Below are 15,818 nucleotides of genomic sequence, written 5' to 3' on the forward strand. Positions count from 1 at the left end.
AGGGAGCTGAGAGACATGCAGAGAGAAACCGTATTCGACCTGATCGGCGTCGGCTTCGGGCCGTCGAACCTGGCGCTGGCCGTGCGCCTCGCGGAACGCAACGGCACGCGTCCGTTCGCGCATTGCTTCGTCGAACGCCAGCCGGAATTCGGCTGGCATCGCGGCATGCTGCTCGACGACTGCCGGATGCAGATCTCGTTTCTGAAGGATCTCGTCACGATGCGCGATCCGAAAAGCCGCTACACGTTCATCAACTACCTGTTCGAACGCGGCCGGCTGAACGAATTCGTCAACCTGAAGAACTTCTATCCGACCCGCGTCGAATTCCACGACTACCTGAGCTGGGTCGCCGACGCATTCGACGGGCACGTCCATTACAGCGAAACCGTCACGGCGATCGAGCCCGTGCGCGGCGACGGCGCGCGGATCGACGCACTGCGCGTGCTGTCGCGCGACGCGGCCGGCCGTGAGCGCCAGCGCGTGACGCGTGCGCTGTCGGTCGGCGTCGGCGGCACGCCGGCGGTGCCGGATGCGTTCGCCGCACTCGGCCGCGATCGCGTGATCCATTCGTCGTCTTACCTGACCGGCATCGACCGGCTGGTCGCCGCGCCGGACGGCGAGCGCCGCCGCGTCGCGGTGATCGGCGCGGGGCAGAGCGCGGCCGAGGTGTTCATCGACCTCACGCGCCGTTTCCCGCACGTCGACGCGAGCCTCGTGATGCGCGCGGGCGCATTGAAACCGGCCGACGACAGCCCCTTCGTCAACGAGATCTTCAGCCCCGAATTCACCGACGTCGTCTACGCGCAGCCGCACGACGCGCGCCGCGCGCTGCTCGAGCGCTATCGCGACACCAACTACGCGGTGGTCGATCGGCCGCTGATCGAGCAGATCTACGAAATGCTGTACCTGCAGCGCATCGACGGCACGCGGCGCCACGCGCTGCTCGCGAACAGCGCGATCGAGGCCGCGGTGTGCGCCGGCGACGGCCGCATCGAGCTGACGCTGCGCGACCGGATGAACGGCGCGACGCGCGTCGAACGGTTCGACGCGCTCGTGCTCGCGACCGGCTACCGGCGCGATACGCATTCGGCGCTGCTCGAAGGGCTCGCGCCGCATCTGGGCGATGCGCTCACGCGCGGCGACGTCACGCGCGACTACCTGCTCGCGACGCCCGCGCACTTCGCGCCGCGCATCTACCTGCAAGGCTGCTGCGAAGACAGCCACGGCCTGTCCGACACGCTGCTGTCGGTCCTGGCGCGCCGCGCGGACGAGATCTGCGCGTCGCTCGAGGAAGGGATCGCGCCCGCCCATGACGATGGCGCGGCCCGGGCACTGCATGAACAACGACATCAAGACGGGGCGAGCGCGGGCCGCATGGCTTTCGCTCTTTGACAAAGGCGCGGTCGGAGACCGCATCAAAAAAGTGGAGCAGAGAAAGATGGAGTGGGCAACAGGCACGCGTGTGCGTGCGATCGCAGCCGCGGCGAGCGTGGCGTTCGGGATGGCGGCAGGGCACGCAACCGCCCAGACGGCGCCGTCCGTGAACGCAGGCGCCGCGGCGTCGGGCGGCAATGCGCAGAACGGTGCGGCGGCCAGCGCATCGGCCAGCGCATCGGCCGGCGCGCAGAACGGCTCGACGTCCGGCACGCTGCCGGCGATCAACGTCAACGCGGGCTCGGAGGGCGACGGCACGGTCGGGCTCGTCGCGAAGCGCAGCAGGACCGGCACCAAGACCGATACCGCGCTCAACGAGATTCCGCAGACGATCAACGTCGTCACCGCGCAGCAGATCGAAATGACCGGCGCGACCGACGTGAACGCGGCGCTGCGCTACGTGCCGGGCTTCTCGTCGTACGGCTCGGACAACCGCTCCGACTGGTACGCGGCGCTGCGCGGCTTCACGCCGACCGCATACGTGAACGGCCTGCAGGTGCCGAACACGCTGAACCTGTCGAGCTGGCGCGTCGATCCGTACATGATCGACAGCATCACCGTGCTGCGCGGGCCGACGTCGGTGCTGTACGGCGCCGGCGACCCGGGCGCGATCATCGACGTGCAGACCAAGACGGCCGACGGCGAGCGCGTGCGCGAAGCCGGCGTGCAGTTCGGCAACTACGCGCGCAAGCAGTTCATGATCGACGTCGGCGACAAGCTCGACGCGGACGGCAAGTACGCGTACCGGTTCGTCGGCGTCGCCCGCGACGGCAACGCGCTGACCGGCCCGAACAACGACCAGCGCGTCGCGCTCGCACCGTCGTTCCGCTGGCGCCCGGACGCGGATACGTCGCTGACGCTGTCCGCCACGTACCTGCAGGACTGGGGCGACATCTCGTCGAACTTCCTGCCGGCGCAAGGCACGGTGCTGCCGAACCCGAACGGCCAGCTCGACAAGGATGTCTACGGCGGCGACCCGAACTTCAACTACTACCGCAAGAAGCAGTGGTCGCTCGGCTACCAGTTCGAGCGGAACCTGAGCCCGATGTGGACGTTCCGCCAGAACGTGCGCTGGATGCACCTGTCGCTCGACAACGGGTCGGTATTCGGCGCGGGCTTCGCCGACGGCAGCCTGACCGACATCAACCGCTGGGCCGGCGTGTTCCAGACGAACTACAGCCGCTTCGACATCGACAACAACCTGCAGGGCCGCTTCGGCACGGGGCCGCTCGTGCACACGCTGCTGCTCGGTTTCCAGTACAACCGGCAGACCGCGACCGACAGCGAATGGCTGGCCGCCGCGTCGACGCTGAACATCTACAACCCGGTCTACACGCCGGTGACGCTGTCCGTGTTCTCGCCGCCGAACACCACGTATCGCACCAACACGTACACGACGATGAACACGTTCGGGCTGTACGTGCAGGACCAGGTCAAGTGGAACCGCTGGACGCTGACGCTCGGCGGCCGCGAGGACTGGGTCAACCAGCGGATGGACGACCGCGCGGGCGGCACGCAGTCGAAGGCCGACATCACGGCGTTCACCGGCCGCGTGGGCCTCACGTACCAGGGCGACTACGGGCTATCGCCGTACGTCAGCTACGCGACGTCGTTCAACCCGCTGATCGGCGTGAACCTGTACGGCGGCGGGCTGCCGCAGTCGACGCGCGGCAAGCAGATCGAGGCCGGCCTGCGCTGGCAGCCGCCCGGCAAGAACCTGATGCTGAGCGCGGCGATCTACCAGATCAACCAGACCAACGTGCTCACGGCGACGCCGCTCAATCTCGATCCGTCCGGCACGACGTCGGTCCAGACCGGTGAAGTGCGTTCGCGCGGGATCGAGCTGAACGCGACCGGCAAGCTCACGCGGAACCTGTCGCTGATCGCGTCCTACGTCTACCAGGACGTGAAGAACGTGAAGGCCAACGACGCGTCGCTGAACAACTGGCCGGTCGACATTCCGCGGCCGCGCCAGATGGCGTCGCTGTGGGCGGACTGGACGTGGCACACGGGGCCGCTCACGGGCTTCGGCCTGGGCGGCGGCGTGCGCTACCAGAGTGCGTCGGCCGGTGCGGCGGACAACTCGCTGACGGTATCGAGCTACACGCTGTTCGACGCGGGCGTGCATTACGACACGCGCAACTGGCGCTTTGCCGTGAACGGGACGAACCTGTTCAACCGCCACTACATCAGCGGTTGCCAGTCGACGAGCGTCTGCGTTTTCGGGACCGACCGCACGGTGATCGCCACCGCGAAATACAACTGGTGACGCCGCGCGCCGTGGCGCGCCGGCCGGCCTTCGGGCCGGCGCGGGCGGGCTGCGGCGCCGTCGTCCGCTTTTTCCACGACGCCTCCATGCCGAAGAAAAATCTCGTCTACATCCAGTCGCTGCGCAACGGCGCGGCCGATCGCGCCGGCCAGCCGGTCGCTTACCAGGGCGGCACGCGCTACATGAAGGCGCCGCTCGAATTCCTCGTCGAGCGTCTGAACGACTCGCCGCTCGGCGAACGCTATGCGCTCCAGGGCGTGATCGTCGATGACGACGAAGGCTCGCCGGCCGACCGCGCGAAGGTCGCCGACTACGGCTTCGCACGCACGCCCGGCCGCCCGTGGATCCTGCCCGACGGGCTGACCGTGCAGGGCAGGCCGGTCGACGAACTGTTCTGCACGATTGCGTCGACGTACCGCCGGCTGCCGCGCGATGCGCGCGAGCGCGTGACGGGCAAGCAGGCGTTCGAGCGCCGCCTGCTCGAACGCCTGCTCGAACTCGACGCCGACGTGGTCGTGCTCGACGGGCTGCTCGTGATCCTCGACGAGCTCGTGCGTCCCGGCGCGCGCTTTCATCGCCGCATCGCGAACATCCACCCCGGCATCACGGCCGACGATTCGCCGTACCAGCGGCGCGGCGCGTGGGCGACGCTCGACGCGCTGCACGGCGCGCGCGGCGAACGGGTCGACTGGGCGAGCGGCACGACCTCGCACGTCGAACCCGTGACGATGACGGGCGCATCGTTTCACTACGTCGACAACGGCATCGATTCCGGTGAAGTGATCTGCGACGTGCTCGACACGCCGATCGCGCCGGACGACACGATTCTCGAACTGCGCTGGAACAACTTCCAGCGCAGCCTGTTTCCGGCGCTCGAGCGGGGGCTGCACATCCTCGCCGATCGCCACGACGCGGGAGCACTGTGATGGAAGACACGCTGACGAAACCGGCCGACAAGGAAGCGGACGCCGTCGAAGGCGAGGTGGCCGCGGCACTCGACGGCGCCGCGCACGGGCAGGAGCCGCCCGCCGCCGAGCGCACGCTCGACGCGTGGCGGCCCGACGATGCGCCGGCCGCGCTGCTGGCGGAGTTCGTCGCGCTGTTCAATACGGACACGCGGCACGATGCGGCGACGGTGTCGGTGCCGCACGGCGGCGCCGATCCGGCGGCTATCGCGTCGTACGTCGCGCGCGCGGTGCGCGACGGCGTGATCGACGGCGCACGGATCGTGGGCGACCGCCTGCGCCTCACCGCATCGCGCGCGACGTTCTGGCAAAACCCGCGGCCGTGGCTGAAGGCGCCCGCGTCGGGCGGGATGCCGCTGCGCTACACGATCACGAACGGCCACCGGCATCCGGTGCGGCCGCCGTCGCCGGCCGGCGAGATCTATGCGCGCCACATGCCGCAGGTCGGGATGACGTTCAGCCTGCGCACCGTCGACATCGATGCGCATGCGCAGTTGTTCAGCGACTGGATGAACCTCGATCGCGTCGCGCATTTCTGGGACCAGCGCGGCACGCTCGACGAGCACGCCGCTTATCTCGCGGAGCGGCTCGCCGATCCGCACATGCATCCGATGATCGGCTATTTCGACGATACGCCGTTCGGCTATTTCGAGTTCTACTGGGCGAAGGAGGATCGCCTCGCGCCGTTCTACGACGCGCACGACCACGATCGCGGGCTGCACTTGCTGATCGGCGATTCACGCTTCCAGAGCGCGGGCAAGCTGCATGCGTGGTGGAGCGGGGTGCTGCACTACATGTTCGTCGACGAACCGCGCACGCAGCGGCTGGTCGGCGAGCCGCGCGTCGATCACGTGCGGCATATCGCGTACATGCACCGGCTCGGGTTCTACACGCTGAAGGAGTTCGACTTCCCGCACAAGCGCGCGGCGCTCACCGTGATGGAGCGCGAAACATTCTTCGACACGTTCCGGTTGCCGTGACGAAGCAGGCGGAACGCGTGACTGCGGTTGTCGCACGGCTGGACGGTGTGCTGTCGCGGGATACCGCGGCGGTCGATGCGACGGCCGCGATTCGCGGCGACGTTGCCGCACGCGGGACGCCGATCGGCGCGAACGATGCATCGATCGCCGGTCATGCAATCGCGGCCGGCGCCGTGCTCGTCACGAACCATGGTCGCGAATTCAGCCGCGTCGCGGGGTTGTCGCTCGGAGACCGGACGGCCCCGGCCCAGGGCAGTGAATGCGCGATGGCGTTGCGGTCGCGCGGCCGCACGTCACGTCCGGGGAACGGGCGAATCGGCGAGAAAAGCATCGCGGAACGCGTCGAGATACCGGTCGGCGTCATCGTTGAATTCGCCCGGCAGCAGCGCGAACGCGCGGGCCTGCAGATCCTGCCCGAGCGTCGCGTAGATCGCTGCGTCGGATAACAGCGCGCGGATCGCATCGTGCGTTTGCGGCGAAGCAATCCGCCTTGCATCGCGCGCCAGCAGCGCGGCCGCGGCCAGCTCAGGCTGGAAACCGTGCTGCTCGAGCAAGTCGGGCGCGACGTCCCAGATACGCTCGCGATTACCCGCGTCGTGAAAATGCGTGAGCAGGAACAGCAGGTCGTACGCATCGCTGTTCTGGCGTGCGCGCCGGTCCTTCCACGCGAGCAACTTCAACAGCGCAAGGGCCGGCAAGTTCGCCACCGGCACCGCGATGTCGGCCGCGATCGACACGACCAGCGCCGTATCGACCGCCTCCTGAAAGCCCAGCACGTTCAGCACGAAATCGCCGCCCGGTGGCCACGCGATTTCGCCGGGCGGTGCCTCGATCGGCCCGAACGGCACGAGATCGAGCTCCGTGCGAAAGCCTTGCGTCCCATTGTCGAACAGCAGTTTCTGCTGATGCTTCGGCGCGCGTACGAATTGCTCCGTCGCGACGAGCGCATCGACGAGCCGTTCGTGAAACGGCCAGCTCACCGCGCACACCGCGACGTCGACGTCCCGCGTCGCACGCACCGGGCGGATGCCGTGGACATGCCACATCAGGATGTCGCGCGCGGTTGCGCCGGCGACGACGAATGCCGCGTCGAGCTGCGCGCAAGCCGTACGGACCGCCTGCAGCAACGCGACCGCCGCCGGTTCGAGCGGCCGGCGCGCATCGACTTCAAGCGGGCGGGTGGGCGAGGTATCGGTCATGGATGTGTTCGGCGGCGGCAAGATTGCGGCTGTCTCCGGACGAGACGAGATCCGCGTAGATCAGCAGCGGCGGCACGAGCGGCACGTCCTGCTCGCGCCAGTCGAGCGCCGGTGACGGCGGCCAGAATGCTTCGAGCAGCTCGACGTCGCCGCGCTCGTCCGGGCGCAGGCGCGCCCGGAGCAGCAGGCGGTTCGACACGGCGCCGTGCGTATAGACGGTGACCGCGGCCGGCTTCAGGTCGTGCGTCAGCAGGTCGGCCGCGGGTTCGCCGCCGAGCCGCGCGTCGAATGCCGCGAAATCGAAACCGCGCCACCAGTCGGGCGCGAGCGCGGCAAACCGCCGGCTCGGCAATTTCGCGCGCAGGCGGCTCGGGTACAGCGCGACCCATTCCTGCACGAAGCGCGGCCAGTCGGTAAACGCGCGCTCGCCGTTGCGCCGCTGCGCGATGAGGCCGCGTGCGATCAGATCGTCCATCGCGAGATTGACCGTGCCGAGCGCAACGCCCGACGCGGCGGCGATCGCCCGGAGCGGTTGCGTGACGAGGCTCGGCTGCGTCGCGAGCGCGAACATCACGGCGAGCCCCTTGGGCGTCGTCGCGCGCGATGCCTGCCGGCGTGGCGTGCGTGCAGGTTTCGGCCGGCCGGAGATCATCACGGTCGCCTCCGGCTGGATCAGGCATGCGTTGCCGGCGGTATCGATAAAGGGGATGTCGTGCTCGATCAGGCGGGCGGCCAGGTCGTCCGAAAAATACGGCGCGACCAGCATCAGCGGCCGCTCGACGGACGTTGGAGGCGCGCGGCGGCGTAACGCGGCGAGCGCGCCGTGCAGCGATTCGACGCCGACGCTCACCGCCACCGGCATCTCGAATGTTTGCCCGGCAATGCCGAAGCGGATCATCGCGTCGGCATGCGCATTGTATGCGGCCGGCACGCGCACGGGCCGGGCGTTGAAGCGCCGGGTCGCGCGTCCGAACGCGGCACAGGCTTCGTCGAGCACGTGCTGTTCCGAGATCGGCAGGGTGGCTTTCTTGGGCATCGGGCGGATCGCCTGTTCACTTTTTCACGAGCGTACACAAAAAATGTACAGCCGTCAAAAAATGAACAAAGATGCTCAACCCGTTGATGTGACGGAATTATTCCGGAATGACCGGCGGCAATCAACACGCCCTCCCACCTGCAAAATCGAGACGGAACACGTAATGTCGCGAATCCCGATCGCAGGCGGCAGTCGCCCGAATGGCCAGTTTCCTTCCGTCGCAGGATTCGTCGCGCGCCACGACGATCGGCAGGCAACTCCTGGTTGCTGCCGTGACGACTTTCTGTCTGTCCGGTTGCCGCTCGACCGGCTATCCTTGCCTGCACCTTCCCCACGGAACCCAGGAGACGACACCGTGACGCACAGCGTGATCCCCGCAGGCCTCGCCGACGAAATGATCGAGATCCGGCACCGCATTCATGCCCACCCCGAGCTGGGTTTCGAGGAATTCGCGACGAGCGACCTCGTCGCCGGGCAGTTGCAGGCGTGGGGCTACACGGTGCATCGCGGGCTCGGCGGCACCGGCGTCGTCGCGCAGCTGAAGGTCGGCAACGGCACGCAGCGCCTCGGCCTGCGCGCCGACATGGACGCGCTGCCGATCCACGAATCGACCGGCCTGCCATACCAGAGCACGATCCCCGGCAAGATGCACGCGTGCGGCCATGACGGCCACACGGCGATGCTGCTCGCGGCCGCGAAGCACCTGGCGCGCGAGCGCCGCTTTTCCGGCACGCTGAACCTGATTTTCCAGCCGGCCGAGGAAGGGCTCGGCGGCGCGAAGAAAATGCTCGACGACGGGCTGTTCGAGCAGTTTCCGTGCGACGCGATCTTCGCGATGCACAACATGCCGGGCTTCCCGACGGGCAAGTTCGGCTTCCTGCCGGGGCCGTTCATGGCGTCGTCGGATACCGTGATCGTCGACGTGCAGGGGCGCGGCGGCCACGGCGCGGTGCCGCACAGGGCGATCGACCCGGTCGTCGTGTGCGCGCAGATCGTCGTCGCGCTGCAGACGATCGTGTCGCGCAACGTGTCGCCGCTCGACATGGCGATCGTCACGGTGGGCGCGATTCACGCGGGCGAGGCGCCGAACGTGATTCCCGACCGCGCGCAGATGCGCCTGTCCGTGCGCGCGCTGAAGCCGGAAGTGCGCGACCTGCTCGAGACGCGCATCAAGGAAGTCGTTCATGCGCAGGCTGCGGTGTTCGGCGCGACCGCGACGATCGACTACCAGCGCCGCTACCCGGTGCTCGTCAACGATGCGCAGATGACGGAGTTCGCACGCGGCGTCGCGCGCGAGTGGGTCGGCGAGGCGAACCTGATCGACGGGATGGTGCCGCTCACCGGCAGCGAGGATTTCGCGTTCCTGCTCGAGAAGCGGCCGGGCTGCTACCTGATCATCGGCAACGGCGACGGGGAGGGCGGCTGCATGGTGCACAACCCCGGCTACGACTTCAACGACGCCGCGCTGCCGACCGGCGCATCGTACTGGGTCAAGCTGGCCGAGACGTTCCTGGTGTGACGCCGCGGCGCATCGACGCGGGCGCCGCCGCCCAGGCTCATGTTCCATTGGAAAGCGCTGGCCGAGGGCGGCGTATCGGCCGACGCGATGTTCAACGCGCATTTCTCGCCCGACGGCACCGTGATCCGGACTTCACGCTCGGAAGCGCCGGGCCGCGAAAAGCACTGACATCGCGACCTTTCACGGTTTGCGTCAGAATGCCGTGCCGCCGAACAGCGCGGCCGCCATTTCCGGATTCGACGGCCAGTACATGTGCATGTACGTCGCGACGATCGGGCCCGCGCGATAAACGGCTTCGCCGCTGCCGGGCGCGCCGTCGGGCCGCGCAGCGGTCGCCAGCGGCGCCAGCGGCGTATCGAGCCGCGAATAATGAAACGTATGACCGCGCATCGGCCCGGTGCGCGTGTCCAGCTGCTGCATCCCGAGCGCCGCGAAGCGGCGCTGCATCGTCGCATGGCCCGACAGCAGCCCGAGCATCGGCGTCGTCGCGCCGTCCACGTCCGTCAGCGATTCGCACAGATACACCATCCCGCCGCATTCCGCGACGATCGGCCGGCCGGCCGCCGCGTGCGCGCGAATCGTCCGCGCGGTCACGGCATTCGCCGCAAGCGTCGCCGCATGCAGTTCCGGATAGCCGCCCGGCAGGAACAGCGCATCGCAATCGGCGGGCACGGGTTCGTCGGCCAGCGGCGAAAAGAACCGAAGCTGCGCGCCGAGCGCATCGAGCAGCGCCAGATTCGCCGGATAAATGAACGAGAACGCCGCATCGCGCGCGATCGCGATCCGCGTGCCGGCGAGCGCACGCGGCAGCGGGGCGCGGACGTCCGGTGCCGCGAACGAAAGGGCGGGCGGCAATTCGGCGAGCGCCGTCTGCGCGAGCACGTCGGCCGCGCGCTCGAGCCGCGCATCGAGGTCGTCGATGTCGGCCGGCTGGTGCAGGCCGAGATGCCGCTCCGGCAGCGCGATGCCCGCATCGGCCGGCACGTGGCCGAGCCAGCGCAAGTCGTCGGGTAACGCCTGCCGCAGCAGTTCCGCGTGCCGCGGCGACCCGACGCGGTTCGCCAGCACACCGTGAAACGGCACCTCGGGGCGGAACCGCGCGAGCCCGAACGCGATCGCCGCGAACGTCTGCGCCATCGACTTCGCGGCGATCACCGCGACGACCGGCACGCCGAACGCGACCGCGAGATCGGCGCTGCTCGGCGTGCCGTCGAACAATCCCATCACGCCTTCGATCAGGATCAGGTCCGCGTCGCGCGCGGCATCGGCGAGCAGCGCACGGCAGCCGGTTTCCCCGACCATGCCGAGGTCGAGCGCATGCACGGGGAAGCCGCTCGCGCGTTCGAGCAACATCGGATCGAGAAAATCCGGCCCGGTCTTGAACACGCGCACGCGCCGGCCGAGCCGCCGGTGCAGCCGCGCAAGGCCGGCCGTCACCGACGTCTTGCCCTGGCCAGACGCGGGCGCGCTGACGAACAGCGCGGGGCAGGCCGGCATCGCTCAGAACTCCACGCCGGGCTGCGCCTTCACGCCTTGCTCCTTGTACGGATGCTTGACGAGCCGCATTTCGGTGACGAGGTCGGCCGCATCGATCAGTGCATCGGGCGCATGCCGGCCCGTGACGACGACGTGCACCGAATCCGGCCGCCCGACGAGCGTCGCGAGCACTTCGTCGAGCGGCAGATATTCGTACTTCAGCACGGTGTTCAGCTCGTCGAGGATCACCATCCGGTAATCGCCACTTTCGATCATCCGGCGCGCCTCGTCCCAGCCCTTGCGCGCGGTCGCGATATCGGCGTCGCGGTTCTGCGTGTTCCACGTATAGCCGTCGCCCATCGTCACGAAGTCGCATTGCGCGACCGCGCCGAGGAAGTCGCGCTCGGACGTGTGCAGCGCGCCCTTGATGAACTGCACGACGCCGAGCCGCATGCCGTGGCCGAGCACGCGCACGGCCATGCCGAACGCGGCCGTGCTCTTGCCCTTGCCGTTGCCGGTGTTGACGATCAGCAGGCCCTTTTCCTGGGTGGCGGCGGCCTGCTTCTTTTCATGGCCGGCGCGGCGGCGTTCGGTCATCCGCTGATGGGATTCGGCATCGGTCTTCATCGGGAATCGTCCTGTCGAAAGCGAAACAAAGGGTTCAGAGCGGGCCGGCGAGCGCGACCGTCACGCCGCCCAAGATGGATTTGGGGCCGAGCAGCCGGCCACGCGGCGCCGCGAGCCGCGCGCACGGCTCGGCCACGCCCGCGACGCCGAAACGCGCGAGCGCGGCCGCCGACGGGCCGCTCAATGCCGGTCCGGGGCACTGCGCGAGCTGCGCCGCGTCGAACGCGACGAGCGGCCAGCCGCGGCGTGCGCACAGCATGCGCAGCGGCCGCGCGCGCGCCTTGTCGACGAGTGTCGCGACGACGGCCGGCTCGGCATCAGGGTAGTGCTTCAGCGCCGCGCGGATCGCAGCATCGAGTTGCGCGGCCGTCACGTCCGCGCGAAACCCGACGCCGAGCGCGACGCGCATCATGCGCGGCCGCCGAGCGCCGCGCGCACGGCGGGATCGTCGGCAAGCGCCGCGACGCGGCCGATCACGACGATCGCGGGCGAACCGATACCGGTCGCACCCACACGTTCGACGACGGCGTCGAGCGTCGCGAGCACGTGCCGCTGCCCGTCACGCGTCGCGTTCTCGATCGCCGCGCACGGCATGTCGCCGGGCACGCCGCCGTCGCGCAGCGCGGCCACGATCGCGTCGAGCCGGCGTATGCCCATGTAGATCACGATCGTCATGCGCGTCGCGGCCAGCGCGCGCCAGTCGGGCTCGTCGGCACCCGCGCCGTGGCCCGTGACGAAGATCACGCCCTGCGCGTCGCCGCGATGCGTGACCGGAATGCCGAGCGCGGACGGGGCCGCGATACCGGCCGTGATGCCGTTCACGACCTCGACCGGGAAACCCGCCGCGCCGAGCGCGAGCAGCTCCTCGCCGCCCCGGCCGAATACGAACGGATCGCCGCCCTTGAGCCGCGCGACGCTGCGGCCCGCGCGCAGGTGCGCGAGCATCGCGGCGACGATCGCCTCCTGCGGCGTCGACGCATGGCCGCCGCGCTTGCCGACGTGCTCGATGCGCGCGTCGGCGCGTGCATGGCGCAATACGTCGGGGTTCACGAGGTCGTCGACGAGCAGCACGTCGGCCGCGGCGATCGCGCGCACGGCCTTCAGCGTCAGCAGATCGGCGTCGCCGGGGCCGGCGCCGACGAGCCACGCGCGGCTCATCGGACGCGGCACGGCGCACACCGTGTCGTGGCAGTGGAAAGGGGACGGCGAACGGCACATCGGCGGCCGGCGGACAGGCAAGGCATGATGGATCGGGCGAAGCCCGCGCGAACGCGGGCGGGAAGCGCACCCCATCCGTCCCCCGCGGATCGGGCGTTCGGCGAGCAGCGGGCTCGCCCCTTGCGTCGGCCGGTATCCGGGCTGGCCGCTTGCCAGGCCGCAGCCTTCCCGCCCGCTGAAGGGCAGTGGCATCGCGGGCGGCCTGGGCGCGTGCGGGGGGAACCGCGGCGCGCGGGCGGCGTACCGTTGCGGGGACAGCACAGGCCGGGCGGACTTCCGCCTCCTGTTTCCCGTTTAACTGCGTGCGCGGAATGCGCATGCGAGCACCGAACGCGGCGCATACGATAGCACAGCGATCGGCCCGCGCGAACCCGCCCCGCGGGCGCCGCGAGCGCCCCCGGCACGATGCAGTGGCCGTGCCGAACGCGCCGCGGCGGCCCGTTCCGCCTTGACGCTCCCCGCACCGCCGCCTACACTCGCACGCGTTTTGGTGCTCGCGCGTGCTCCTCCGGCGCGCGCAGTTAAACGGGAAACAGGGAGCCTGGCTGCGCCGCAGCCGAGCCAACCTGTGCTGCCCCCGCAACGGTAAGCGAACGCATCGCGCCCAGCGCGATGCAGCGCCGCTTCGCCGCATGCCTGCCGCATGCGGACGACCGCCACTGGATGCCGCGCATCCGGGAAGGCGAAGCGGCGTGTTCGTCAGCCCGGATACCGGCCAGAACGTGGGGTTCAGCGCCGCGGGGAGGCGGCGCATCGTCCACGGCCGCAGCACGCCCGACGCCCGAACGTTGCCCGCTTCCTTTGCCGATCCGTCAGCCGCAGCACGCGCGCGGGCCGGGGCGAAGAACGGCCGGCGGCGCAGGCGGGGCCGACGACGGCCGTGTTGGCATTCATCATGTCGACCGTTCGCAAAGGAGCATCATGCTCGACTCGTTCTTCCGCCTGTTCAACGACAGCTCATCCGGGCTGCGCGGCAAAATCGTCGCGATCTATTCATTGCTCGTCGCCTTCAACGTCGGCGCGTGGATCTGGGCCTTCGTCGCGTTTCGCGACCAGCCCGTGCTGCTGGGTACCGCGCTGCTCGCCTACGTGTTCGGGCTGCGCCACGCGGTCGACGCCGACCATATCGCCGCGATCGACAACGTCACGCGCAAGCTGATGCAGGAGGGCCGCAGCCCGCTCGGCGCGGGCCTGTTCTTCTCGCTCGGCCATTCGACGGTGGTGATCGTGATGTCGGTCGCGGTCGCGCTGACCGCGGCGTCGCTCGCGCGTTTCGAGAGCATGAAGACCTGGGGCGGCGTGATCAGCACGAGCGTGTCGGCGTTCTTCCTGCTGGTGCTCGCGGCCGCCAACCTGCTGATCCTGATCTCCGTCTACCGGACGTTTCGCGCGGCCCGCCGCGGCGAGACGATCGTCGACGCCGACCTCGACATGCTGATGAACCAGCGCGGCGTGCTGGCCCGCCTGTTCCGGCCGCTGTTCCGCCTCGTGTCGCGCAGCTGGCACCTGTATCCGGTCGGTTTCCTGTTCGGCTTCGGCTTCGACACCGCGACCGAAATCGCGCTGTTCGGCATTTCGGCCACGCAGGTGCAGGGCGGCCTGTCGTTCTGGTCGGTGATGGTGCTGCCGGTGCTGTTCACCGCGGGCATGACGCTCGTCGACACGACCGACGGCATCCTGATGATGGGCGCGTACCGCTGGGCGTACGTGCGGCCGATCCGCAAGATCTACTACAACATGACGATCACGTTCGTGTCGGTGCTGGTCGCCGCGCTGATCGGCGGCATCGAGGTGCTCGCGCTGCTCGCGGATAAACTGTCGCTGGAGGGGCCCGTGTGGGATTTCTCGACGATGGTCGCATCGCATTTCGGGATGCTCGGCTACGTCGTGATCGGCCTGTTCCTTGCGTGCTGGATCGTGTCGGCCGCGATCTACCGCCTCAAACGCTACGACGAGATCGACGTGACGCTCTCGGCCTGACTCCCTTTTCGACACAGGATCCACCATGACCTTACGCAAGCTTCCCGTCACGATCGTCACGGGCTTTCTCGGCAGCGGCAAGACCACGCTGATGCGCCACATCCTGCAGCACGCCGAAGGCCGCCGCATCGCGGTGATCGTCAATGAATTCGGCGAGCTCGGCATCGACGGCGAAATCCTCAAGGGCTGCGGCATCGGCTGCGAGGACGCTGACAGCGCGCAGGGCGAAGCGTCGGGCCAGCTGTACGAACTCGCGAACGGCTGCCTGTGCTGCACCGTGCAGGAGGAGTTCTATCCGGTGATGGAAGCGCTCGTCGAGCGCCGCGCCGACATCGATCACGTGCTGATCGAGACGTCGGGCCTCGCGCTGCCCAAGCCGCTCGTGCAGGCCTTCAACTGGCCGACGATCCGCAACAGCTTCACGGTCGACGCGGTCGTGACCGTGGTCGACGGTCCGGCCGCCGCGAGCGGCCAGTTCGCCGAGAACCCGCAGGCCGTCGACGCGCAGCGCCGCGCCGATCCGAACCTCGACCACGAATCGCCGCTGCACGAACTGTTCGCCGATCAGCTGTCGTCCGCCGACCTCGTGATCGTGAACAAGGCCGACCTCGTCGCCGACGCGCGGTTCGCCGAGGTCGAGGCCGCGATCCGCGAGGAAATCCCGCCGCAGGTGAAGATCGTTCGCGCGACGCGTGGCGAACTGGACGTCGCGATGCTGCTTGGACTCGAATCGGCGTCGGAGGAAACGATCCACCTGCGGCACGACCATCACGGCTCGGCCGACGACGGCGATCACGACCACCATCACGACGATTTCGATTCGGTGGTGGTGTCGGGCGATGCGGGCACGCGCGAGGCGACGATCGCCGCGCTGCAGCGTGTCGTCGAGACGCACACGATCTACCGCGCGAAAGGCTTCGCCGCGCTGCCCGATGCGCCGATGCGGCTCGTGATCCAGGGCGTCGGCCGCCGCTTCGACAGCTACTTCGACCGTCGCTGGCAGGACGGCGAAACGCGGGCGAGCCGCTTCGTGCTGATCGGCGAGGATCTCGACGCGGCCGCGCTGCAGCGCGCGTTCGACGCCGCATGCGCGGCCGACCTGCAACAGGCGTAAC

Annotated in this window: 14 protein-coding genes and 2 riboswitches; of the genes, 8 read left to right on the forward strand and 6 right to left on the reverse strand. The window is 69.1% G+C overall.

The features are described 5' to 3' along the window. Positions 1–15: 15 nt before the first annotated feature. The 4 genes from ACV22W_RS11250 (at position 16) to ACV22W_RS11265 (ending at position 5,648) form a co-directional block, all read left to right on the forward strand. Positions 16–1,392 (forward strand): lysine N(6)-hydroxylase/L-ornithine N(5)-oxygenase family protein, encoded by a 1,377-nt coding sequence (locus ACV22W_RS11250; protein ID WP_448019184.1) that lies wholly within the window; start codon positions 16–18, stop codon positions 1,390–1,392. 46 nt (positions 1,393–1,438) lie between these two features. Then, a complete protein-coding gene (locus ACV22W_RS11255; RefSeq protein ID WP_448019186.1) occupies positions 1,439–3,703 on the forward strand; it encodes a TonB-dependent siderophore receptor in 2,265 nt (754 codons plus the stop codon). A gap of 86 nt (positions 3,704–3,789) precedes the next feature. Continuing rightward, the gene (locus tag ACV22W_RS11260) at positions 3,790–4,629 is read left to right on the forward strand and encodes a formyltransferase family protein (RefSeq protein WP_448019188.1); all 840 of its coding nucleotides are present in this window, start codon (positions 3,790–3,792) and stop codon (positions 4,627–4,629) included. After that, a complete protein-coding gene (locus ACV22W_RS11265; RefSeq protein WP_448019190.1) occupies positions 4,629–5,648 on the forward strand; it encodes a GNAT family N-acetyltransferase in 1,020 nt (339 codons plus the stop codon). The genes ACV22W_RS11260 and ACV22W_RS11265 overlap by 1 nt, the downstream gene beginning before the upstream one ends. A 293-nt stretch (positions 5,649–5,941) precedes the next feature. On the opposite strand, the gene ACV22W_RS11270 is transcribed toward ACV22W_RS11265, so the two are convergent. After that, entirely contained in the window at positions 5,942–6,847 is a 906-nt protein-coding gene (locus ACV22W_RS11270; RefSeq protein WP_448019192.1) for a nucleotidyl transferase AbiEii/AbiGii toxin family protein, read from the reverse strand. Beyond that, positions 6,816–7,883, reverse strand: a complete 1,068-nt coding sequence (locus ACV22W_RS11275; protein ID WP_448019194.1) for a type IV toxin-antitoxin system AbiEi family antitoxin — start codon at positions 7,881–7,883, stop codon at positions 6,816–6,818. The genes ACV22W_RS11270 and ACV22W_RS11275 overlap by 32 nt, the downstream gene beginning before the upstream one ends. Before the next feature lie 355 nt (positions 7,884–8,238). Here ACV22W_RS11275 and ACV22W_RS11280 point away from each other — a divergent pair, with 355 nt between their 5' ends. Both ACV22W_RS11280 and ACV22W_RS11285 read left to right on the forward strand, forming a co-directional pair. Continuing rightward, positions 8,239–9,402, forward strand: coding sequence for a M20 aminoacylase family protein (locus ACV22W_RS11280; protein ID WP_448019195.1), 1,164 nt, complete (start codon positions 8,239–8,241; stop codon positions 9,400–9,402). Positions 9,403–9,441: 39 nt separating this feature from the next. Continuing rightward, a complete protein-coding gene (locus ACV22W_RS11285) occupies positions 9,442–9,570 on the forward strand; it encodes a hypothetical protein (protein WP_448019196.1) in 129 nt (42 codons plus the stop codon). Positions 9,571–9,594: 24 nt separating this feature from the next. Here the strand turns inward: ACV22W_RS11285 and ACV22W_RS11290 are convergent, their stop codons facing one another. Genes ACV22W_RS11290 through cobA form a run of 4 tightly spaced genes read right to left on the reverse strand, consistent with a single transcriptional unit; the run spans position 9,595 to position 12,723 of the window. Then, positions 9,595–10,899 carry a cobyrinate a,c-diamide synthase gene (locus ACV22W_RS11290; protein ID WP_448019197.1) on the reverse strand — a complete coding sequence of 435 codons (1,305 nt, stop codon included), beginning with the start codon at positions 10,897–10,899 and terminating at the stop codon, positions 9,595–9,597. Between the two features lie 3 nt (positions 10,900–10,902). Beyond that, positions 10,903–11,505: a cob(I)yrinic acid a,c-diamide adenosyltransferase gene (gene cobO / locus ACV22W_RS11295; RefSeq protein ID WP_448019198.1), complete on the reverse strand. Its 603-nt coding sequence runs from the start codon at positions 11,503–11,505 to the stop codon at positions 10,903–10,905. A 34-nt stretch (positions 11,506–11,539) separates the two neighbouring features. Continuing rightward, complete coding sequence (locus ACV22W_RS11300; RefSeq protein WP_448019199.1) at positions 11,540–11,917, reverse strand: cobalamin biosynthesis protein; 378 nt, start codon at positions 11,915–11,917, stop codon at positions 11,540–11,542. Continuing rightward, the gene (gene cobA / locus ACV22W_RS11305) at positions 11,914–12,723 is read right to left on the reverse strand and encodes a uroporphyrinogen-III C-methyltransferase (protein WP_448019200.1); all 810 of its coding nucleotides are present in this window, start codon (positions 12,721–12,723) and stop codon (positions 11,914–11,916) included. The genes ACV22W_RS11300 and cobA overlap by 4 nt, the downstream gene beginning before the upstream one ends. A 110-nt stretch (positions 12,724–12,833) precedes the next feature. After that, a riboswitch (cobalamin riboswitch) is annotated at positions 12,834–13,070 on the reverse strand. 124 nt (positions 13,071–13,194) lie between these two features. After that, positions 13,195–13,457: riboswitch (cobalamin riboswitch) on the forward strand. A gap of 187 nt (positions 13,458–13,644) precedes the next feature. On the opposite strand from cobA, the gene ACV22W_RS11310 reads away from it, so the two are divergent. Together ACV22W_RS11310 and cobW are read left to right on the forward strand one after the other, a co-directional pair. Continuing rightward, positions 13,645–14,703 carry a HoxN/HupN/NixA family nickel/cobalt transporter gene (locus tag ACV22W_RS11310; protein ID WP_448019202.1) on the forward strand — a complete coding sequence of 353 codons (1,059 nt, stop codon included), beginning with the start codon at positions 13,645–13,647 and terminating at the stop codon, positions 14,701–14,703. A gap of 25 nt (positions 14,704–14,728) precedes the next feature. Next, the gene (gene cobW / locus ACV22W_RS11315; protein WP_448019203.1) at positions 14,729–15,817 is read left to right on the forward strand and encodes a cobalamin biosynthesis protein CobW; all 1,089 of its coding nucleotides are present in this window, start codon (positions 14,729–14,731) and stop codon (positions 15,815–15,817) included. Position 15,818 lies beyond the last annotated feature (1 nt).

Source organism: Burkholderia sp. AW49-1 (assembly GCF_053427845.1).